The sequence below is a fragment of the Photobacterium sp. GSS17 genome (assembly GCF_028621875.1).
In the GTDB taxonomy this organism is placed as follows: Bacteria; Pseudomonadota; Gammaproteobacteria; order Enterobacterales; family Vibrionaceae; genus Photobacterium; species Photobacterium ganghwense.
In genome coordinates, this window is sequence record NZ_CP117517.1 from 1,739,734 (window position 1) to 1,757,641 (window position 17,908).

General features: G+C 45.9%; 29 protein-coding genes. 14 read left to right on the forward strand and 15 right to left on the reverse strand.

The window, feature by feature from the left end; translation table 11 throughout:
• Window positions 1-31 precede the first annotated feature (31 nt).
• The 8 genes from PGW97_RS07730 to PGW97_RS07765 all read right to left on the reverse strand — a co-directional run bounded on the left by PGW97_RS07730 (window position 32) and on the right by PGW97_RS07765 (window position 4,066).
• Window positions 32-352: a helix-turn-helix transcriptional regulator gene (locus PGW97_RS07730; protein ID WP_273859553.1), complete on the reverse strand. Its 321-nt coding sequence runs from the start codon at window positions 350-352 to the stop codon at window positions 32-34.
• A complete protein-coding gene (locus tag PGW97_RS07735) occupies window positions 345-548 on the reverse strand; it encodes a hypothetical protein (RefSeq protein ID WP_273859554.1) in 204 nt (67 codons plus the stop codon). The genes PGW97_RS07730 and PGW97_RS07735 overlap by 8 nt, the downstream gene beginning before the upstream one ends.
• A 47-nt stretch (window positions 549-595) precedes the next feature.
• A complete protein-coding gene (locus PGW97_RS07740; RefSeq protein WP_273859555.1) occupies window positions 596-859 on the reverse strand; it encodes a hypothetical protein in 264 nt (87 codons plus the stop codon).
• Between the two features lie 14 nt (window positions 860-873).
• Complete coding sequence (locus PGW97_RS07745) at window positions 874-1,263, reverse strand: hypothetical protein (protein ID WP_273859556.1); 390 nt, start codon at window positions 1,261-1,263, stop codon at window positions 874-876.
• Entirely contained in the window at window positions 1,263-1,856 is a 594-nt protein-coding gene (locus PGW97_RS07750) for a hypothetical protein (protein ID WP_273859557.1), read from the reverse strand. Before PGW97_RS07750 ends, PGW97_RS07745 begins: the two co-directional genes overlap by 1 nt.
• A 156-nt stretch (window positions 1,857-2,012) precedes the next feature.
• Window positions 2,013-2,558 carry a hypothetical protein gene (locus PGW97_RS07755; protein ID WP_273859558.1) on the reverse strand — a complete coding sequence of 182 codons (546 nt, stop codon included), beginning with the start codon at window positions 2,556-2,558 and terminating at the stop codon, window positions 2,013-2,015.
• A gap of 10 nt (window positions 2,559-2,568) precedes the next feature.
• Complete coding sequence (locus tag PGW97_RS07760) at window positions 2,569-3,261, reverse strand: hypothetical protein (RefSeq protein WP_273859559.1); 693 nt, start codon at window positions 3,259-3,261, stop codon at window positions 2,569-2,571.
• A gap of 166 nt (window positions 3,262-3,427) precedes the next feature.
• Window positions 3,428-4,066 (reverse strand): LexA family protein, encoded by a 639-nt coding sequence (locus PGW97_RS07765; RefSeq protein WP_273859560.1) that lies wholly within the window; start codon window positions 4,064-4,066, stop codon window positions 3,428-3,430.
• A gap of 107 nt (window positions 4,067-4,173) precedes the next feature.
• Here PGW97_RS07765 and PGW97_RS07770 point away from each other — a divergent pair, with 107 nt between their 5' ends.
• The 6 genes from PGW97_RS07770 to PGW97_RS07795 all read left to right on the forward strand — a co-directional run bounded on the left by PGW97_RS07770 (window position 4,174) and on the right by PGW97_RS07795 (window position 7,749).
• Entirely contained in the window at window positions 4,174-4,356 is a 183-nt protein-coding gene (locus tag PGW97_RS07770) for a Cro/CI family transcriptional regulator (protein ID WP_273859561.1), read from the forward strand.
• Between the two features lie 68 nt (window positions 4,357-4,424).
• On the forward strand, window positions 4,425-4,967 hold the full coding sequence (locus PGW97_RS07775; protein WP_273859562.1) for a hypothetical protein: 543 nt from the start codon (window positions 4,425-4,427) through the stop codon (window positions 4,965-4,967).
• Window positions 4,968-5,045: 78 nt separating this feature from the next.
• Window positions 5,046-5,795 (forward strand): helix-turn-helix domain-containing protein, encoded by a 750-nt coding sequence (locus tag PGW97_RS07780; protein WP_273859563.1) that lies wholly within the window; start codon window positions 5,046-5,048, stop codon window positions 5,793-5,795.
• Window positions 5,792-6,508 (forward strand): ATP-binding protein, encoded by a 717-nt coding sequence (locus tag PGW97_RS07785; protein ID WP_273859564.1) that lies wholly within the window; start codon window positions 5,792-5,794, stop codon window positions 6,506-6,508. The genes PGW97_RS07780 and PGW97_RS07785 overlap by 4 nt, the downstream gene beginning before the upstream one ends.
• A gap of 42 nt (window positions 6,509-6,550) precedes the next feature.
• Window positions 6,551-7,165, forward strand: coding sequence for a DNA N-6-adenine-methyltransferase (locus PGW97_RS07790; protein WP_273859565.1), 615 nt, complete (start codon window positions 6,551-6,553; stop codon window positions 7,163-7,165).
• Window positions 7,162-7,749, forward strand: coding sequence for a hypothetical protein (locus PGW97_RS07795; protein ID WP_273859566.1), 588 nt, complete (start codon window positions 7,162-7,164; stop codon window positions 7,747-7,749). Before PGW97_RS07790 ends, PGW97_RS07795 begins: the two co-directional genes overlap by 4 nt.
• A 61-nt stretch (window positions 7,750-7,810) precedes the next feature.
• Here the strand turns inward: PGW97_RS07795 and PGW97_RS07800 are convergent, their stop codons facing one another.
• The 7 genes from PGW97_RS07800 to PGW97_RS07840 form a co-directional block, all read right to left on the reverse strand.
• A complete protein-coding gene (locus tag PGW97_RS07800) occupies window positions 7,811-7,984 on the reverse strand; it encodes a hypothetical protein (protein WP_273859567.1) in 174 nt (57 codons plus the stop codon).
• Between the two features lie 508 nt (window positions 7,985-8,492).
• Window positions 8,493-9,626 carry a hypothetical protein gene (locus PGW97_RS07805; RefSeq protein WP_273859568.1) on the reverse strand — a complete coding sequence of 378 codons (1,134 nt, stop codon included), beginning with the start codon at window positions 9,624-9,626 and terminating at the stop codon, window positions 8,493-8,495.
• A gap of 114 nt (window positions 9,627-9,740) precedes the next feature.
• Window positions 9,741-10,505 carry a hypothetical protein gene (locus PGW97_RS07810; RefSeq protein WP_273859569.1) on the reverse strand — a complete coding sequence of 255 codons (765 nt, stop codon included), beginning with the start codon at window positions 10,503-10,505 and terminating at the stop codon, window positions 9,741-9,743.
• 133 nt (window positions 10,506-10,638) lie between these two features.
• Complete coding sequence (locus PGW97_RS07815) at window positions 10,639-11,613, reverse strand: YiiX/YebB-like N1pC/P60 family cysteine hydrolase (protein WP_273859570.1); 975 nt, start codon at window positions 11,611-11,613, stop codon at window positions 10,639-10,641.
• A gap of 159 nt (window positions 11,614-11,772) precedes the next feature.
• Window positions 11,773-11,994: a hypothetical protein gene (locus tag PGW97_RS07825; RefSeq protein WP_273859571.1), complete on the reverse strand. Its 222-nt coding sequence runs from the start codon at window positions 11,992-11,994 to the stop codon at window positions 11,773-11,775.
• Window positions 11,995-12,208: 214 nt separating this feature from the next.
• Window positions 12,209-12,688, reverse strand: coding sequence for a lecithin retinol acyltransferase family protein (locus PGW97_RS07830; protein ID WP_273859572.1), 480 nt, complete (start codon window positions 12,686-12,688; stop codon window positions 12,209-12,211).
• A 193-nt stretch (window positions 12,689-12,881) separates the two neighbouring features.
• Window positions 12,882-13,553, reverse strand: a complete 672-nt coding sequence (locus tag PGW97_RS07840) for a hypothetical protein (protein WP_130194347.1) — start codon at window positions 13,551-13,553, stop codon at window positions 12,882-12,884.
• A gap of 191 nt (window positions 13,554-13,744) precedes the next feature.
• Here PGW97_RS07840 and PGW97_RS07845 point away from each other — a divergent pair, with 191 nt between their 5' ends.
• The 8 genes from PGW97_RS07845 to PGW97_RS07880 all read left to right on the forward strand — a co-directional run bounded on the left by PGW97_RS07845 (window position 13,745) and on the right by PGW97_RS07880 (window position 17,849).
• Entirely contained in the window at window positions 13,745-14,299 is a 555-nt protein-coding gene (locus PGW97_RS07845) for a hypothetical protein (RefSeq protein ID WP_273859573.1), read from the forward strand.
• Entirely contained in the window at window positions 14,296-14,457 is a 162-nt protein-coding gene (locus PGW97_RS07850; RefSeq protein ID WP_273859574.1) for a hypothetical protein, read from the forward strand. Before PGW97_RS07845 ends, PGW97_RS07850 begins: the two co-directional genes overlap by 4 nt.
• Window positions 14,458-15,043: 586 nt before the next feature.
• Window positions 15,044-15,256: an HP1 family phage holin gene (locus tag PGW97_RS07855; protein WP_217393070.1), complete on the forward strand. Its 213-nt coding sequence runs from the start codon at window positions 15,044-15,046 to the stop codon at window positions 15,254-15,256.
• Window positions 15,237-15,749 carry a lysozyme gene (locus tag PGW97_RS07860; protein WP_273859575.1) on the forward strand — a complete coding sequence of 171 codons (513 nt, stop codon included), beginning with the start codon at window positions 15,237-15,239 and terminating at the stop codon, window positions 15,747-15,749. Before PGW97_RS07855 ends, PGW97_RS07860 begins: the two co-directional genes overlap by 20 nt.
• Complete coding sequence (locus PGW97_RS07865; protein ID WP_273859576.1) at window positions 15,733-16,092, forward strand: hypothetical protein; 360 nt, start codon at window positions 15,733-15,735, stop codon at window positions 16,090-16,092. The genes PGW97_RS07860 and PGW97_RS07865 overlap by 17 nt, the downstream gene beginning before the upstream one ends.
• Before the next feature lie 25 nt (window positions 16,093-16,117).
• Window positions 16,118-16,339, forward strand: coding sequence for an Rz1-like lysis system protein LysC (gene lysC, locus PGW97_RS07870; RefSeq protein WP_273859577.1), 222 nt, complete (start codon window positions 16,118-16,120; stop codon window positions 16,337-16,339).
• A gap of 295 nt (window positions 16,340-16,634) precedes the next feature.
• Window positions 16,635-17,507: a tyrosine-type recombinase/integrase gene (locus PGW97_RS07875; RefSeq protein ID WP_273859578.1), complete on the forward strand. Its 873-nt coding sequence runs from the start codon at window positions 16,635-16,637 to the stop codon at window positions 17,505-17,507.
• 63 nt (window positions 17,508-17,570) lie between these two features.
• Window positions 17,571-17,849, forward strand: a complete 279-nt coding sequence (locus tag PGW97_RS07880; RefSeq protein WP_273859579.1) for a hypothetical protein — start codon at window positions 17,571-17,573, stop codon at window positions 17,847-17,849.
• The last annotated feature ends 59 nt before the right edge of the window (window positions 17,850-17,908 follow it).

Genomic DNA, 17,908 nt, shown 5'->3' on the forward strand with positions numbered 1-17,908 from the left:
AGTGAAGCGGCCACCCGGCCGCTTTTTAATATCATCGCCCACACCCACCAACGTTCTCCTTCCATTCCTCAATTGCTGACCGTAACCACCTGAGCGGCATTAACGTAACCGGGTCAGGGAAGCCGCGGTTCTGGCGCCATTTGTAGATGGTGGCCTTGCTGGTGATTTGGAACATCTCCAACACTTCCTTATGACTGATCAGTTGCGGTGTTGACTGTTCGGTTGCTTCTATCAAAGACTTAGATGATTGGTCTGGTTCTTCCTCAGATTTTAACTGTGACGGTGTCACTGAATCTGGAGTTTTGACTTTATACGATACTTCGACAGCGGGGTAGCAGGCATAGTTAAACATCGTCCTTCTCCTCAAAAACTTCAAACCAGGCTTGTTCGCCGTCGGCTTCGATAGTGCCAGTGGCTGAACACTCCAGGCACTTGGCAAAGTCGCCGGAATACAGCCATTCTTCATCACCTTGTTCGGTGGTTACTTCAATTTGGCTGCCGCCGCATTTTTCGCAGGTCAGCCATGTAGGGTGTAGTGTTTTACTCATTGCAATGTTTCCTGAATTCTCGGAATTTACTGGTCAGGTAAATTCAGTTAAAAGTTGAACGCTTCTTGTGGTCGTTTAAGCCGCCGGGTTGTTTTGGAAACAGGTGGCTTGTACTTAAATCCGAAACAACGTTGTTCGGCGATTAGCCCCGCATGGTTGCAGGCATCTTTGAATGCATCTTTGGTATTCGAGGTTTTCTTTTCGAAGAACTGAATACCCTGAATGGCGCAGTACTCTGCATTCGCTTCGTTGATCCCTTGCTTCATCAAATGTTCGATGATGTTCTTTTTTAAAAACTCAGTGGGATTCATTCCGTTTCTCCCTGTCAGGTTTCTAGTTTGATGGTCCTTACAAAATCCTTGGGTCGGGTGAGCTGGTGTAACTGAATTCGGTTCAGTGTGTGCCAGCATTGGGTATCGCCTTTGAAGAAGCCGTCGCAGCCGGTGGGTAATTCACGGCTGCATTTGTCGCATTTGCCGAGCGTTACGCGTAACGCAGGAATAAAACTGTGGAACCGGTTGATCATTGAAGACACAGCTTCGTCTTCTGTCAGCGGCTGGCCGGGTGGGGCAAAGAAGGCACATATCTCGGTCAGCATTTCGAATTCTTTGTTACTCAGAACAGACGACACTGTCTTTTGCCCCAGAGCCTTTCGGCGATCACGCAAGGCTTGTTGCCGTTTGCGGGTTTGTTCTTTTTGCTTTTCCGAAGTCATCACTGTGTCTCTTGCGGTGGCTTGCTATGAATACCCAGATAGAAGGCTGCTTTATCAAGTTGAGTCATCCCGTTCGTACTGAGGTCATGCCGATAGTCTTCAATGATTGTTCTCAGCATTCCTTCAATGAATTTTGCATCCATATAGGCAGATTTAGTTTTCATCGCAGCTGCGAGTTGGGCTTCAAGGTAGCTTTCGGTAATGTCTGCATTGAAGAACTGGAAGACGGCTTGTTCATTCCAGTGACCGCTGTAATCACCAGTGTCAGCAATGGATGACCAGCCAACCAATTCTGTATGTTCGATGCTTTCTGCTGATAGCTTTTCCATCAATAGCAAAGCCGCTTCTCTCCGGCCTTCACGCCGCCAGCGTTGCTCTTTCGATTCAAAATCAGGACAAGAGCTGCTCATATATGCGCTTATTCGAGAGCCAAGTTGCTGATAAAGGGCGAACAACTCGTCGAGATGAAATTTATCTATAGCGGTATCATTTCTATGGGCAATTTTTAACTGTATGCGAGTTGTCTTGATCTGCAACTCCAGGTTTTTCCAAAACCGAAGGATGAAATCTTGTGAATCAATTTGTTTACTCATAACGATCTCCGTTTCGTTTTTTAGGGTGACTGTTGGCAATCACCCTGTGGGCTTGTGGGCAGATTAGTGGTCAGCTATACTCACTAAGCCTTTGTAATGAAGGCTCATTGCAATGTTAAACCCCGGTTCGGATTGGTCCCCGAGTCGGGGTTTTTCTCAATTCCGAATCCCATCCGAACTACTTCGTATATCTATTACACTCGGCGAAATTTCCACAATTGATGTCGAACTGGCTGATGAATAACGCTCGTGGTTTTGGTGGAGTCTGGCGGCGATATCTACCGCCAGAACGATTCGCCACAGGGTCGATTTTTTGATGCATTTTCCCCGGTACATCAACGTGTTTTCGGGGGCGTCGCGAATGACCGTCATCAGCCGTAATAGGGTGTTGTGCATTGTGCGAATGTTCAGGAACACCTGTGTTGGCGAGTTATCCAGCGTTTCTCGGCTGAAATCTTGATGGTCTATTTTCTCCGTCACGATCTTTTTCAGTGTTTCTTCATCAGGTGTTGTCTCAATCGGCAGGCCGAAAAGTCTGGCGCGGCGAGTGATTAACAACCGGATGTTTTGTGCCTGAATCAGTTTTTCAGTTAGCTGGGCGTCATGTTTTAAAGGCTTGCCCGCCTTGTTCGTGAACATGAATTCCCGCTCGACTAAGTCTTCCATTACGGCGTTGTAGAATTCGATAAGCTGCTGGCTCATGCTGCTTCCCTCAGTAATCCGTCACATTAATGTTGTCTCCGAAAACATCTTTCAGGCCGGAGATTTTGGTGCGGCGGCAGTACAGTTTGTAGAAGTAACTGGCTAACCCCATGGCACGTGTGGCCCCTTTGATGCTGCCGCTGATTCGATGTTCACCTTCGGTGATATAGCCAACGTGGAAATTGCCATTGGATTTGGCGTGGCTGTAGAAAGTGACGTTGATGTTATAGAACTCATACTCAGGGTGCTTGGCGATGAGGAAGATGGTGTCATTGCTGTACATATCCCACTCGAGTTCGATTTCATCAGCGCGTTCGTTGAGAGCTGATTCTCTCCAACAGTTTTTGATTTCATCCAGCATTTCCTGAGCATTAAGTTCTGCCGGAACGGGGCTGAGTTCATCTTTTAATAGCTGTTCAAGCAGTGGGGCGGCGTGTTGATCGAGTGCCTGGCTGTACTTTTCCTGAACCAGTTGCGCGACGAAGTGGTTGTACTCGGGAAATGAAATCTGATTTAAAGATATCCCGATGGAGTCTCCGATGGTTTTGGTGAGAGACTTGCCGAAGCCGCTGTAACTACCCATCGCGGATTTGATGGTGTCTTGCATCAGCGATTCCAGACGTTCTTCGATCATCTTTTCGATTGAGCCGTCGTCAATCATGGCGGCAAGTTTGGTTGTGACGATTTCATTCAGTTCTTTCATGATTATTCCCTTTCTTTCCTTGTGCCTCGTGATGCTTATAAGGTAAGTATGCTTACTTTATAAGTCAAGATAAAAAATAAGATTACTTACTTTTTGATGTAAGGGAGGGAAATTTAGGTATAAAAAAAGCGCCGCAAGGGCGCTTAATTCTGGGGAGATTTGGTGGTTAAAGATCCATCACAATCTGCTTGGCATAACCAATAATCCGGCAGTTACCGTTGATCTTCATCGGTTCGTATTTAGGGTTGAGAGGGACTAAGTACTTATAAAGCCCGTCCTTCTCAAGCTTCTTCAAAGTCGCTTCACTGCTGCCTTCCAGCATGGCAACTACGATTTTACCGTTTTCTGGATCTGGACACGGTTCAATAATGACCGTGGCACCATCAGGAATAGAGGGGGAACCATAAGGGTTGGTCATTGAATCCCCGCGAACTTTTAAAGCAAACGCGTTTGCAGATACTTTTGCGGTCGTTTCTTGCCACTCAACATTATCACCAAGTTCTTCAGCGGTGCATGATTCAGTCCAATGGCCTGCTTGTACCCATGAAAGGATTGGAATTACTCGGGTTTCAACCGTATGAGGGAAATGAGTTTTCGGGGCTTCTTTCCCTTCAACAATCATTTCTGGCGTTGTCTCAAGGAGTTTAGCCAGGGTAATGATGTTATTGCTGTTCGGCTTCGTTTGATCATTTTCCCACTGAGTAACAGCTGCGGCGCTTGTCTTCAGATAATTGGCGACATCTTTCTGTGTCAGACCTAGTGCCTTTCTTAGCCTTCTTATCCTACTGCCTACAGTCTCAAGCATGGTGTTAGCCTTCTTATGTTCGCATATAAGCAATGTTACTTTTTATTGAAGTAATTTATCTTGTGTTGTAATGTAAGCATGCTTACTTTTTAATTGAGGTGTTGCATATGGATAAGCAAGAAGTCATCAACCATTTTGGTAGTGGCGCCAAAGTAGCAAAAGCGCTGGGAATCAAACCTTCGGCTGTTTACCAATGGCCTGAAAAAGTCCCGTTACTGCGCGCATATCAAATCGAGCAAATCACTAACGGCGAACTCAAACGAAAGCCTGAGCCGAACAAAGCGGCTTAATAAAAAGTTATCACAAAATTATCTCATTCACTGATTACTGATAATCAGGCTAGGTATAAGGAAAAACCATGCTCAGTTTAAAAAGCGTTATGCGTAACGCTATCGAAAGTTGGCGTTGTGAAGTCTCGAAAGACTTTGTCGCTAACAAAATCGCGCACTTCTATCACAAGCTGAATCTGCATCAGGAGCCGGATGCGCCCAAGAAACTGGTGCTGAAAGTACCTGGGGCAGACGATGCTAACAACTCGCAAAACTTCTGGCGCTATAACGAGCGTATTTCCGCCGAGGCCAAAGCCAACATGATGGATTTGCTGCCGGCAGTATTGCTTGCGCTGCCTCAGCAACGGGCGCTGGATTTGCTCAATCAGTTCCTGAACCCGCTCGGCTTTGTGGTGGCGGGAAAGAGTGGGGGATATGACTCGGACGATCGTGATCGGCTGTTGGCTTCCATGAACAAAGAAACGTCGGAAGCGGTAAGTGCCGTTCTGCTTTTGGGGAAACACGCCAGCCTCGACCAACTGCGTGCGGCCCTGAAAGAACTCGTCGAAAGTAAGGAGTCGCATAACCCGCTGCTTGCTTACGTGGAACAACAAATCGCAACACGCGGCTAGCTGACCACTGGCCTAAATATTTAAGGACATTGCAATGAGCCTTTACTTGTCTGAACCCGTTAAACCGGGAGGCACCGTATGTCTGTAAGAATCATGTCTATGGTGTGGGATGACCCGTCTTTTCGCGGCAACACAAAGCTGATTATGCTTTGCCTTGCCGACTTCGCTAACGATGAAGGTTGCTGCTGGCCGAGCCTGAACCGCATTGCGCAGAAGTGTGGTATTTCGCTCAGTACGCTGAAAGCGCAACTTAATACTTTGTGCAATGATGGCTACATCAGGAAGGAAACACGCAAGAAAACGACGTCATCTGGCGAGATCACGAATGACACTAATCTGTACTGGATTGTGACTCAATCGCTGGGTAGGTCGGAATCTGACCTAGGGCAGAATTCACCTCAGCCGAAAACTGGCCTAGGCCGAAATTTGGCGGAAGGTAGGCCGGAATCTGGCCCCAAACCATCATTAGATCCATCAATCTCTAATAGTAATACCCCTGTAATCCCCAAATCGTCTGAGCCGAAAATCCGTAAGCCTCGATTACGGGCTGTGACACTGCCAAGCGATTTCACGATCACCCATGACATGGCGACGTGGTATGCCCAGCAGTCGGAGTTCATCGTGGATATGAACGCGGCAACGGTGCAGTGGAAAGACGCGATGCTGGCGAAGCAGACCAAGTACAAAGACTGGCCAGCCGCCTGGCGTAACGGAATGCGCAACGCGAACAAGTGGGCGCTGGAGCGGGAGAGCCGATCACCGGCAGCCACGACTCAGCGAATGGGTGCCAGCAATGGCAATTACGGACCACCGGAGGGATACCGATGAACTTCATGCAGCGATTGTCACAGGCGATGCCACAGCACATTCAGCCGTACACGGCGGACCAGATGGCGGAGATTCGCCAGCGAGAGGCCGAGGCGTACCAGAAGCAGCTGGACAAGGAAAACCGTCAAACCCTCGCATCAAAAGCGATTGGCCGTTCGGGCATTAAGAAACGTCACCAGAACTGCAAATTCGAGAATTACGTGGTGAATACGGCAGGGCAGCAAACGGTGTTTACGGATGCGAAAGCGCTGCTGGCGAGCTACCTGAACCGAGCATCGGGCGGGTTTGTGTTTGCGGGTACGTCTGGCACCGGCAAGAACCACTTAGCCTGCGCGATTGCCAACGAGCTGCTGCTGCACCGCCGTTCTGTGGTGGTGGTAACGGTGGCAGAGCTGATGCTGAAACTGCGCGACTCGTACCGGAAAGACGCGGAGGTAAGTGAATCTGACATTATCCGGTACCTCAGCAACGTTGATCTGCTGGTGATTGACGAACTGGGGATTCAACACAACAGCAACAACGAAAGGGTGGTGATCAACCGCATCATTGATGAGCGTTACACCCAGGAGCTTCCCACTGGCATTCTGACCAATTTGCAGAGTGAGGAGCTGGTTAAAACCCTGGGGCGTGCTGCGATTGATCGCATCATGGAAAACGGTAAGTGGGTAACTTTCAACTGGCCAAGCTACCGATCACAAGTGTCAGCGGCCTAAGGATAACATTGCAATGAGTATGAAATTTAAAGGGGTGAGTGCATGGCGATTTTAGTCAGAACCACCTCGCACAAGGATGACAAAAACCGCTGGGGAACGCAGTGGAGGTGTTTCGCGGACGCGCTGCATCTGTACGGCAAGCCCTTCATGCTGGATGTGTGCGCCGAGCCGGAAACCGCCAAGTGCGATCGCTTCTATGTGTCGCCCGAATGGTTCAGTAATAACCGGCTTTCGCAGTATGGCGTTCATGGCCATGAGACGTTCTGGTTAAACCCGAACCGTAAGATTATTGGGTTCGATGGCCTGACCTGCGCGTGGGATAACGACTGGTATTGCAACCCGCCATTCGACCGTAAGCGTGAGTTTCTGGTGAAGGCCAGTGAAGAAGCCGGGGCAGGGAAGTCGGGCATGATGCTGCTGCCTTACGAACCACTGACCACCTGGTGGCTGGAACTGGTGGAAGACAAAGCGACGGCGGTGTACACGCCAGATGGCCGCTACAACTTCCTGATGCCGGACGGCGAAACCAAGAAAACCGGCGTTAATTTTGGTTCGGTGTTTGTGCTGTTCACGCCGCATAAAGTGAAAATAACACAACGAATTCCATTTAAACGCGGCTGCGGCGCTGCACAACTGGCTGTGGAGGAAGCGGCATGAGAATCGAACGTCTGTTGGCTAAATTCAATATCAAAGGGATTAACTACGAACCGAATCAGGGTGGCCGCGGCCTGCTGAGTGTGGAAGAGCAGCTGGCGATTGTGGGCTTCTGCTGGAAAGATGCCCCCGTTGGTTGGCTGGTACTGTTCGTAGAAGGGCTGAGCGACGTGCATGCCCTGAAACTGCTGCAAACCGCGACACTGGCCGAGATAAACCGCGAAATGGAACACTGGCGCGGCACTTACCCAGAAAAAGCACTGGACGCGTTATGCTTGACTGCGATTGCGGAGGCTACGCAGCAACACGGCCAGCTTTGCCCTGAATGCCGGGGAACCGGGCGCACCACCAATAAGTACCGCGTTACCCGCCAATGCCCGGCCTGCAAAGATGGCCGCGTACCCTGGACGAACGAAACCCGCTTCGCCAAGTTCGCACAAGTGCTGCCAGTACCATACAGCCGCTTCAAGCGTTATAAACCGGTACTGGAAAACGTGGTGAAATGGCTTATCAGCAACCGCACCACCGCCATGCTGGCCATTCAGGAACGGATGGAACGAGAGGTAAGGGAGGCGGAAGTGGCGTGATTTACATAGCCCCACAGGGAAGTGGGGCTGACTGACTTGAAGCGCGGCAAAAACAGGGTATTCAATACGTTTTTTCCAGTGATCGCTGCGCTTGTTCTAATTTAAGCATCAGCTTGTTCACCTTTTTGGCTTTACCTTTCATGATTGATTTGCGTAATTTTGACTGAATAAACCGGACTTTAGCTACGTTGACACGTCGTTCCATAAGCAGGCGCAGACCACTTGCTTGTTCCATGGTTCGCCTTATGAAGCTTGCTGACACAATGTTTCCTCATACTGGAGTTCAATCTCTCGGCGAGTACTTTTGAAAATCATTGTGGGCGTTGGGCGGGAATCGCACTCAAGCCTATGACTAAAAGTACCAGTCCCATTTTGCTTTTATGGCCGCACGGTATCAAAATTTCATTGGTGTTATGGAATCGGTGTCATATTTGGGTGGGGGGTGGGGCTTAACGCCCCTGAGTGGCTAATGTCCGTAGTCCCATTTGATGTTGTTCTTAGTTCTATCAAATAAATAGGGAGCAAACACTGACAGTGCCGCAAAGCTTTATCCTTCTTTTAAAATGGTTCTGTGAAGAGTCGCTTTAGGAATGAAAACAAGATCACCTTTCTTCACATTCTTGATTTCATTCCCTGACCTTAAAATCCACATTGCCTTCAATCATGACAAGCAATTCATCATTGTGGCAATGGGTCAGGAGTCAACTTATCTTTTTATGTTTATTGGTAGGCAACTTCAGTGGTTATAGCAACACAACTTTTGGTTCTAGGTACTGTAAGTAATTCCTTGCACCATCAAAATGAAATTGAATGTCTCTATTACCAAAAAACTTACGCCAATGTTTTTCTAGGTCATTTCTTGCTTCTTGTTGTTGATGTAGATCGTCATTTTTACAGTAATCTACAACCTCGATTGTTGCATCTTTTCTTGTCATCCTTGACAACAGTTGGCGCATTTCAAAATCAGCACTTGGCAACGAATACCCAATGAATACTATTTTACTAGCCTCAGAAAGCTCGATACCCGCATTTTGCCAAATGATTCTATATTGCGGGTTCGATAAGTCTTTAATGAAAGTAGGCATTATTAAGTTTGGAGCCAATACATGCTTGCCAGCTTCTTCATTGAAGTTTTTATCACAATGACGACAAGATGAGTTTGTTGTAAAACTATGTACAGCTTCCTTTTTTGAGAACCGTGCATAAAGGCGTGCACATCTAGGGCATTGTAGCCAGTTCAGCGAACCGTGGACTTTCAACAACTTGACGTTGAACCCACCTTGACCGAGTTTCTCTAAACCAGGTTTTACACTAACGTCTTCTTCATCTTTAGAGCTGATATAACAACAGTAATCAACCACAGCATCATAGTTGTCGTTATCCGCGATAGCTTTGTAAATTGAGTTATCAAGTAAAATATCCCAATTCGTACTGATAACACTAACAGGATCTTGTTGACGATAATTACTATTCGCTCGGATTGACGATTTCTGCACAAGATATTTCGCAAAATCATCAATATACTGTTTAGATGACTCGGTCTCATCTAATAATACTTGGATAGTTTTGCCTACTACATAGAAAACCGCTTGTCGGATTTTCATTATTTGATCAAGCCCAACTCCTCGATATTGTGAGCTGTCCGATAGACATCTATCCAAAGGGGTAAATATGTCCTCAAGCTCAACTTCAGGGAATAGTGCTTCAGGCATATTCAGTTGCTTTGAAAGAAAGTCTTTGAAAGTATTGAACTCTTGTGGTTTGAATAATCCTGCATTAGAATTTTCAATTCTAAAAGCTTCTTTGATAATCGAAGCTTGTGTTGGTGCACCTGCTTCAACAGAAAATCCGGCTCCCAATACATAAACAGTTTTCATTTTTTCTCCGAATTTGAAATTTGATGTGATAGCTAGCGCCGCATTAAGGTGTAAACAACGCTACCACGAAACCTAACGATGGAATGAAAAATGCCAAGCGTTGGGAATCATTCTTTAATGCTTTGTTAGGGCTTCACTCACGTAGCATAGTAAAACTATAGATTTCAATGAGTTTGCTCTATTTCCATAATCAATAGACTCACCGTGAATTACAGTATGTCTGTTTAATTTCTCTACCTCTTCTGACATGCGCTCTTTGAGGTTAAATGTAATCGAGAGCGTGTTCATAAACGGGCTTAACAATAACTTTTGATAATCACACAAGTCAGCATCAATGATATTTTGACCAAACTGCGATAGTTTGCTGCCACGAGGTCTCATAAACAGATACCCCTGAAACTTGCTTGAAGCACATATACCATCTACTTGTGAAAAGGCTGTAGGTACTGTTAATGAGTAAAGTTTAGCTCTATGACCTGCGAATATGTCCCTCAAAACATTTTTCCTTTCGGGTTGTCTATTTACCAACTCTTGCTCAAGAACTTCGAGGTTTGATTCATAGTATTCACAAAGGATTTCATCGACTTTCTCAGGGCTCTCTGAGATGTTCTTAAGCGCTTCTCGTTGGATTCTTAAAGGCAAAGTTAAACCTACAAACCAACCATGATCAGCTAATGTAACAATAGCCTCTTTAAGCTGGTCTTGTCGGTTTTCGATATCGTTTAATAAATCCCGTAGTCCGGGAGGAAACAGCTTGTCTATTAATTCCAATTGCTGCTGCAAAGCCGGAGGAATAATATTGGTAATTGGGTTAGCTACCCTATCTATCCATTCTAACTGTTTTAAAAAGTAAGGGGGAAGCCCGCCAAAATTATCCATTTTATCTCCTGAGCCCTAGCCGCATTAAGTGGTGAGTAACGCAGGCCACCGCAGATAAAGCATTGTGTCGTAAACACTTAAGCAGAAGCAAACCGCAAATGCCGAGCGTTGGGAATCTGTCTTAAACGTTTTGTTATGTTTTGGAACTCAGATACTGTGAACATACATGCAAGTTCTTTTCAGTCATCTGTACTAGATTCTCATAAAGCTCTGTATGCTTTTGGATATATTTCAAGTTAACGTTACGGAATGACATTTTATGTTGCACTAAACTAAAGCTGTACAGTTTGAGACGTTCACTTGCGTTTTCCACTTCTCTTTGACAAGTCTCGATCATCGTAGCTTCATCTACATTCAGTGAAATTAGAGTTTCATAATCATAACGCCATCGATTTTTCTGATACTCATAACGCCACATGTCAAAATAACCAGAGTTAGTCATAAAGTCAGCGATCTGAGCATCAATACTCGGTGTACTCACAACGAGATCTGTCAGTTGTTCAAAAGTTTGTATGTCGCATCCGGCAATCTCTCTAGCATACCGTAAGATTGAATTTGTAATCTGCTTTTGAGCCTCCAACGGATTGTATCTGTGGGCAAAATCGAGCTCCTCTTCCTTGGCTTTCCGGATACAATTCTTAATTTCGTGAAACTCACTGGATTTGTATATATCTTTCGGTGTGCAGTAATCAATTTTTCGAGAAATATTTAATCCTGCGTCAGCGTATGATTGAGCTACAAGTCGAGAGCAGAATTGCCTATTCTGCTCTTTTGCTAAGAACAAGTTCTTTTTTGTCCTTATTGCCTCTTTAACAGAATATTGCTTACCAATCTGTGTTCTTGCGAAGACACACGTGGCATCAATATATTTGGGCTTGTTAGGTCTTAAAACTGCCACATGATTTTTACTTTTGAATAGCAGACGCTGGATATTGTCCGCGTGAACCCCTTTGCTATCTGAGTGGATGTAACTTCCGCTGCCTACATATAACGTCGCATGGGAGAACTTAGACCACGTCGAAATACGAACACCTTTACTCAACCAAGCTCTCTCTGCTGTTAAGATTACATCACCTTTTTGTAACAGGCTCATTTCTAGTATATACATCAATTTATCTCGAAAAACATAATGCCCTGTTAAGGTGTGAGCAACGCAATACCGAAGCTACCGCATACCACCTTAAACACAAAACGCAACGCATAGCAAAAATGCCAAGCGTTGCGAATCACTCTTAAACAGATTGTTATGTAAATTTACCTAACAAGGTTATTCATAACTATCTGGATGCTTAAGGGTCAGTAACCCAGTAGCTTGATCAATATTACAGCTATCGAAACACTGAAAATGCTCTGGTAATACGTCCAGTACTTCAGTAACAAGCGCTTCCGGAGGAAGTTGATATGTAGTGACTTTATTCCCAGCTTGCTTATCACTATTAGCTTCACTAAGAATGCAATCAATTAGATTTTTAAGGTCTTGATTTTCCATAGTTCGACATACTCCATTGATAAATATAGAAACATGAATGATGCATCAAGTTGCATTTAATATCAATTATCGAGAAATATTGATTTACATAACGCCGCGTTAAGTAGTGAGCAACGCTACCACTGAACCTAACCATACCACCTTAAACACAAAACCCAACGATGGAATGAAAAATGCCATGCGTTGGGAATCTGTCTTAAACGCTTTGTTATACCTATTTTTTCTCGACTGCTTTAGTAGCTAAAACAGCTAAACTACCAAGAGCTAAAGCACCACCGAGAAATTTAGCAAACTTCGGATTTTCCGAACATAAACCAACTAAGCTTGCGCCTAAAACAGCACCAGTTGCACCAGCGACAACTTGAGTCGAAGACATTTTTAACCCTGTAGCCCATTTAGCAAAATGCTCACAGTTTCGATCTGTTAATGAGTATTTCCACGCTCCAATTTGAGAGCGAGCAAGTTCGAGTACCTCTGGCACTGGGCGGTCGTAAGTAACTTTAGCTGGATAGGTATGTTTACCTTGAGTTACAACATCCCAACTTTCTTCTTGAACAGTGCCATTTCGCTGAGTTGCAGAAATAAGCATAGGTAGACCCTTTTCGCATAAAGAATCTGAAACTAGAGACCAGTGCTGATAAACACCGAAGTTGCTGACAACAATATCGCCAGCATTTAGATTTTGAATTGACATATGTATCCCTACATTTGATTAATTGACAATATCAATATGTGGGCATATTTCGGAAACTCAAGTGGTTGTATAGGTATAACGCCCTGTTAAGGTGTGAGCAACGCAATACCGATGCTTCCGCATGCCACCTTAAACACTGAACACAACGCATAGTTAAAATGCCACGCGTTGCGAATCACTCTTAAACAGTTTGTTAGTTTTTGTCCATTTCGATACGAGAACGAAGCTTTTTTACGTCCGCATCTAGTTGGTTAAAGAAATCTTCCATTTCTTGATATGTTTCACCAGCGAGCTTTTTATAGACTTTAGATAGCTGCTCTTGGGTAACATTAGGGTCATCACCATCCCCAACACTATAACCTTCCGTCATATCTGCTTCTTTAATATACTCAGCAGCGTTCATTCGAAGAAATGAAAACCGTTGTTCAAGTTCATTTGAGATATACAGCTGATTTTCGATAACCAGCTTTCGTAATGATGAGTAAATTGAGTAGTATGCATTCCCCCAATCTTCGGTTTCCTCAGTTACGAAATCTTCATTCATTTTGGTAGTATAAGCATTTTTAATTTTCAATAATTCGAGATAAGTTGACACTCGATTCTGAAAGAAGCCTTGGTACACTTCCAAGGATATTCCATTAAACTCTTCTCTACTTTTCAATTCCGCATCAGCTCTAGTTTTAAAGCTAGAAAGTGCGAATTCTGATTTTGATTTAAGTGTTAGTAACTCCGCGTCATACTTTGCTGCAGTTTGCTTCGAAATTCGATCTAACCAAATTTTTCCTAAAAAGTGAGCGAAGCCCGCAATTACGACCGAAGCACCACCAAGTGATGCCAATACTGAACCAATCAATTCCCAATACATTCTGATATTTCCTTAAAACTAACGCCCAATTAAGGTGTGAAGCACGCGACCACGACACTTAACTTGACCCCCGTAATCACTGAATTTAACTCAAACCTAAAATGCCAAGCGTGCTGAATCACTCTTAAATTGTTTGTTATGCGCCTTATGCCAATGATATAATTGAAGTTTTACCTAGCTAGTACTAAGTTATGAACATAACCATTGATAAGGATATCCGTAAAGCCGATCAACGAATTGCTTATGCTACCAGAAGACTGAAGCAGGCAAATAGCTCCGATATTATTACAATTGTTGTTATTTTCAACAATGGGGGGTTTACACCTGCAATTGAAAGGCTCGTTGATGCCATAGATAAAACAAAAGCGTTCCAAGTACACTTAGTTTTTTCTGGTTATGCTGTTAGTTCTGCTGCATATCTATTTGCTTACTACGTTTTCTATAATAAAAAAAGGACAAATATTACAGTACACGTAAAGCGTTCACTATCGTTAGTGTACCACAAACCACGCACCCCAGTGCCAAGTAGCAATACTGGTGAGGTCATCTTTGCCAACACTTTACCCCCTCCTTATCCTACTGGTTATCAACTATTAATCAATACAACCACTAGGTTTGACAACGTATTTGATAGTATGATGAAGCACTTTAGGGCTTCGAATAGTCAAATTGCTCACAACCTTGAAGATGTCTATAATTACAACGGTGATATTCAGATTATGTTTGATGCAGGAAAGTACCGATGAAACCAATAACCCCTGAACAAGTCGAAAGAGCTAGAGAGATCCTTGAGAAAAAGAAAGCAGATCGTAAGAAGCCAACCAAAACAGAGATCTTGAACAAGATTAATGAGATGAAACTTGTAAAGCAGCTAGAGAAAGATGAAGAGTTTGATATTTATTAAGTTCGTTTTCATGCCATCGGTCTCTGGCGCATAACAATTTATTAGACGGCTCCGCGCCTGTTTAGTCCGTTTCCAGGCTGCCGTTTAGTTCCCAAACCACCGACGATGAACATATATCAATCAATGCAATAGGGCAGGCGGTGCTCGTTGAGCTGCATACATTCTGGCTTTGTGCCCGATAGTATTCCCAAAACTGACTATGCCGCTTACCTGTATATATATTCAGTATTTTCAACTGGTTACGATAACGATTTCATTATTGCCAATGTTAACCTTGGTTCCAGTTTTGATGTATACACTGCGTCACACTATTGGTGATTTGTGTGATCAAACACTGATCTATTTGATGCGTATCATGTGTAACTGAGAAAGGTGAAAGGAGTGTCTCAATGGGGTTGATATGTGACTCACATCATACAGCCACTATATGTAGTGGGTGAGTGTTGACACTCACCCCTAAATGACGCACACTTTCCACGTTGGAAAACCTCGCCTGATGGCGGGGTTTTTTCGTTTTAGCACTATCAACACCAAACGGCGCTGCTGACCTTCGGGTTCGCGGCGCTTTTTTGTATGGGTGGAAAGCATGCAGGAAAAGCTATCGTCAGCGTTGTCGTACTTTTGTGCCTCGCTGCTGGCTTTCTTCGGGGCGTTCTCGTTGCAGGACTGGGCTACCGTCATCGGTATTCTGTTTGCCGCGGGCACGTTTGCCAATAACTGGTACTACCGTAAGAAGAGCTATAAGTTGCTGCAGCAGCACCCTCAGTTGAGGGAGCTGTATGAAGACGTCAACAGTTAAGCGTTGTTCGGCTGCTGTAATTTTGGGTCTGCTGTCGCTTTTGCCGTCCGGTTCGCTGAAAACCAGTGAAACCGGCATGAAGCTGATTATGGATTACGAGGGGTGCCAGTTAAACGCGTATCAATGTTCTGCCAATGTCTGGACTAACGGTTATGGCCACACGGTTGGGGTAACGCCGAATTCGGTGGTGACCCATGAAGAAGTGGTCGGGAACCTGGTTAGCGATGTGCAATCGGCGGAAGCGGTGGTTGATAAGTGGGTGACGGTGCCTATGCAGCAGCATCAGTTCGATGCGTTCGTCAGTTTTGTGTTTAACGTCGGGTCAGGGAATTTTCAGCGGTCTACGTTGCTGAAAAAGCTCAACGCCGAAGATTACACCGGCGCGTGTAACGAGTTAACCCGCTGGGTGTATGCCGATGGCCAGCGCCTGAGCGGGCTAGTACGGCGCCGACATGCCGAAAGGGAGGTGTGCCTGAATGCTCACTCGCCTTAGGTTTTACCTTGGTGTCGGGCTGGGTGGGTCGCTGGCGGTCAGCCTATTGTTCAATTATTCCCAATCTCTCCTCAATCAGAACTTGAGCACATCGCTCTCGGCTTCTCAGCAATCTGTTGAATCATTAAAGGCTAACAATCATGCACTGGCTAATAAGGTGCAGGGTTGGGTGCAGGCGCGTGATGCGGCGCAACTGGCCGCAGATGTGGTTCAGCAGGAGGTGGCGCAGCTGCGGCACGATGCGAAGGTGCGTGTTGAGGGGATTCGGACGGTGATTCAACATGAAGATTGCTATACCCGGCCTTTGCCTCGTGCTGTTACTGACCGGATGCACTACGACTGACGTTGTGACGGAATACCGGGAGGTGGTGATTAAGCCTCCCGCTTCTGACTTAACTGTGTGTCTGCAGCCTTTTGATTTGCCTCCCGCAACGTATGGGGAGGCAGTCGAACGCGATCCTGTGTGGTTTGCGGCATGGAAAGAGTGCGCCAACAAGATTTTGCGCCTGAGAGCCTTTTATGGTTTTGAGCCTGGTTTTAAAACTGGTTTTGATCAGGGCTTTCAGGCTTTACCGAATACGGGCGAATAAGTCATTACCTATTGGGTGGTCGTCCACCGTTACCTTACGTCGCCCGTCCTTATTCTTTTCTTCTCATTTCAAGTCATTCTCTTCTAGTAACTCTCCAGAGCGTGGGTACCTCGCTGTGTTCATTGTTAGCGATGACCGTGAGCAGCTGTAGGCTGCTCGTCCTTGAGCGCGAGCGCAATGAGTCATTCAATAAGGTACAAGCAGGGCCGAGAACAGCCCCATTAACGGAAACGTCAGCCGAATGCGAGAAAGTGGCGTGACACCCGGAGAGACGGGACCAACTGGTTTAATGGTTATGTCTACCAAGCGATTACGAATATCAGACAGTAATATCCGGAAGTATTTAAAAAGTGATGCTGTCACGCGTTTACGGGATGAACGTTACGCGCTGGAGCTTCGCTTTCATAAAAGCCGTGAGAGTGCGACCTGGTGGCTTATCGATAAACGGAAAAGCAATGGCCGGGAAGGCAGGCCAAACTGGGAGCGCTTAGGCACATGGCCGCGGTTAACGGCGGGTTCGCTGTTTGAACTGCTGCCGCTAAAGATTGCGCGCATGGCAACCGGCACGGATGAGATTGTGACCGACTGGTATACGTTCGGGGATTGCCTGAACTGGTATGCCGACCATGTAGAGAGCAGTCATTTCCTGAGTAAAGAGCGCAAAAGCACGGTGAAGTCGGCGATTCGTCGGCATTTGATGCCTGCGGTGGCGGAGCTGCCATTGGCGGGAGTGCGCAAACATCACATTAAAGATCAACTGATATGGCCGTTGCACAACCGGTATTCGCTGCGCACGGTGAAGAGCTATTTTGCGATTCTGAAGGCGGCGTTTAATCAGGCGGTGCGGGAAGAGCACCTGACGGTGAACCCGATAGCGGCCATGAATTTCAGTGATTTCATCAGTAAGAAGATTCCGCCCAATGAAGGGAGGTTACAGCCCGATATGGTGACTGTGTTATTTGAGCAACTGAAAGCGGTGCCGGTACAGCAGCAGGTGTTTGTGCTGATGCAGTTGGGACACGGTACGCGAATTACGGAAACTCGGTTGGCGCGCTGGCGGTGGATTGACTGGGATGAAGGCCTGTTGCGCATTCCGGCCAGTTACACCAAGAACCGGGAAGCGCTGACGTTGCCACTGACCTGGCAGATGAAGAACCTGCTGAGGTAATACCGAACAACACAACGGGAAGGGCAGTTGTTCCTGTTCCCGAACGCAAAGTCGACTGCACCTATGTGTAAAGACACGGCGAATACGATTTATGCGTCACTGAGTGGCGGCGAGTGGACCAGTCATCATTGCCGTAAGCTGGCTCGCAGCCGGTTGGCTGACCTGGGTATCGATAAGTTTGTGGGTGAACGGATACTCAATCATAAGATGTCAGATCTTGATCAGGCATACATCCATACCACAACAGAAACACTGAAACGAAAGGCCCTGCAAACCTACCACAATTGGTTAGATTTGCAGGGCTTTTTATTTTTCCATGGGAAGACAGAAGGAAGATCCTGAAATGGGATCATTTGCCCTGAAGCCAGATCCCACAAGGGCTGAGCGACCCATTACCGATT

Bases quoted from the DNA above. Each gene is read 5' to 3' on its own strand.
- PGW97_RS07855 (WP_217393070.1), top strand. From the start codon at position 15,044: ATGCAGGAAAAGCTATCGTCAGCGTTGTCGTACTTTTGTGCCTCGCTG.
- PGW97_RS07805 (WP_273859568.1), bottom strand. From the start codon at position 9,626: ATGAAAACTGTTTATGTATTGGGAGCCGGATTTTCTGTTGAAGCAGGT.
- PGW97_RS07740 (WP_273859555.1), bottom strand. From the start codon at position 859: ATGAATCCCACTGAGTTTTTAAAAAAGAACATCATCGAACATTTGATG.
- PGW97_RS07750 (WP_273859557.1), bottom strand. From the start codon at position 1,856: ATGAGTAAACAAATTGATTCACAAGATTTCATCCTTCGGTTTTGGAAA.
- PGW97_RS07795 (WP_273859566.1), top strand. From the start codon at position 7,162: ATGAGAATCGAACGTCTGTTGGCTAAATTCAATATCAAAGGGATTAAC.
- PGW97_RS07865 (WP_273859576.1), top strand. From the start codon at position 15,733: ATGCTCACTCGCCTTAGGTTTTACCTTGGTGTCGGGCTGGGTGGGTCG.
- PGW97_RS07825 (WP_273859571.1), bottom strand. From the start codon at position 11,994: ATGGAAAATCAAGACCTTAAAAATCTAATTGATTGCATTCTTAGTGAA.
- PGW97_RS07735 (WP_273859554.1), bottom strand. From the start codon at position 548: ATGAGTAAAACACTACACCCTACATGGCTGACCTGCGAAAAATGCGGC.
- PGW97_RS07850 (WP_273859574.1), top strand. From the start codon at position 14,296: ATGAAACCAATAACCCCTGAACAAGTCGAAAGAGCTAGAGAGATCCTT.
- PGW97_RS07815 (WP_273859570.1), bottom strand. From the start codon at position 11,613: ATGTATATACTAGAAATGAGCCTGTTACAAAAAGGTGATGTAATCTTA.
- PGW97_RS07880 (WP_273859579.1), top strand. From the start codon at position 17,571: ATGTGTAAAGACACGGCGAATACGATTTATGCGTCACTGAGTGGCGGC.
- PGW97_RS07830 (WP_273859572.1), bottom strand. From the start codon at position 12,688: ATGTCAATTCAAAATCTAAATGCTGGCGATATTGTTGTCAGCAACTTC.
- PGW97_RS07785 (WP_273859564.1), top strand. From the start codon at position 5,792: ATGAACTTCATGCAGCGATTGTCACAGGCGATGCCACAGCACATTCAG.
- PGW97_RS07745 (WP_273859556.1), bottom strand. From the start codon at position 1,263: ATGACTTCGGAAAAGCAAAAAGAACAAACCCGCAAACGGCAACAAGCC.
- PGW97_RS07770 (WP_273859561.1), top strand. From the start codon at position 4,174: ATGGATAAGCAAGAAGTCATCAACCATTTTGGTAGTGGCGCCAAAGTA.
- PGW97_RS07810 (WP_273859569.1), bottom strand. From the start codon at position 10,505: ATGGATAATTTTGGCGGGCTTCCCCCTTACTTTTTAAAACAGTTAGAA.
- PGW97_RS07765 (WP_273859560.1), bottom strand. From the start codon at position 4,066: ATGCTTGAGACTGTAGGCAGTAGGATAAGAAGGCTAAGAAAGGCACTA.
- PGW97_RS07760 (WP_273859559.1), bottom strand. From the start codon at position 3,261: ATGAAAGAACTGAATGAAATCGTCACAACCAAACTTGCCGCCATGATT.
- PGW97_RS07790 (WP_273859565.1), top strand. From the start codon at position 6,551: ATGGCGATTTTAGTCAGAACCACCTCGCACAAGGATGACAAAAACCGC.
- PGW97_RS07860 (WP_273859575.1), top strand. From the start codon at position 15,237: ATGAAGACGTCAACAGTTAAGCGTTGTTCGGCTGCTGTAATTTTGGGT.
- PGW97_RS07730 (WP_273859553.1), bottom strand. From the start codon at position 352: ATGTTTAACTATGCCTGCTACCCCGCTGTCGAAGTATCGTATAAAGTC.
- PGW97_RS07875 (WP_273859578.1), top strand. From the start codon at position 16,635: ATGTCTACCAAGCGATTACGAATATCAGACAGTAATATCCGGAAGTAT.
- PGW97_RS07775 (WP_273859562.1), top strand. From the start codon at position 4,425: ATGCTCAGTTTAAAAAGCGTTATGCGTAACGCTATCGAAAGTTGGCGT.
- PGW97_RS07755 (WP_273859558.1), bottom strand. From the start codon at position 2,558: ATGAGCCAGCAGCTTATCGAATTCTACAACGCCGTAATGGAAGACTTA.
- PGW97_RS07800 (WP_273859567.1), bottom strand. From the start codon at position 7,984: ATGGAACAAGCAAGTGGTCTGCGCCTGCTTATGGAACGACGTGTCAAC.
- PGW97_RS07845 (WP_273859573.1), top strand. From the start codon at position 13,745: ATGAACATAACCATTGATAAGGATATCCGTAAAGCCGATCAACGAATT.
- PGW97_RS07780 (WP_273859563.1), top strand. From the start codon at position 5,046: ATGTCTGTAAGAATCATGTCTATGGTGTGGGATGACCCGTCTTTTCGC.
- PGW97_RS07840 (WP_130194347.1), bottom strand. From the start codon at position 13,553: ATGTATTGGGAATTGATTGGTTCAGTATTGGCATCACTTGGTGGTGCT.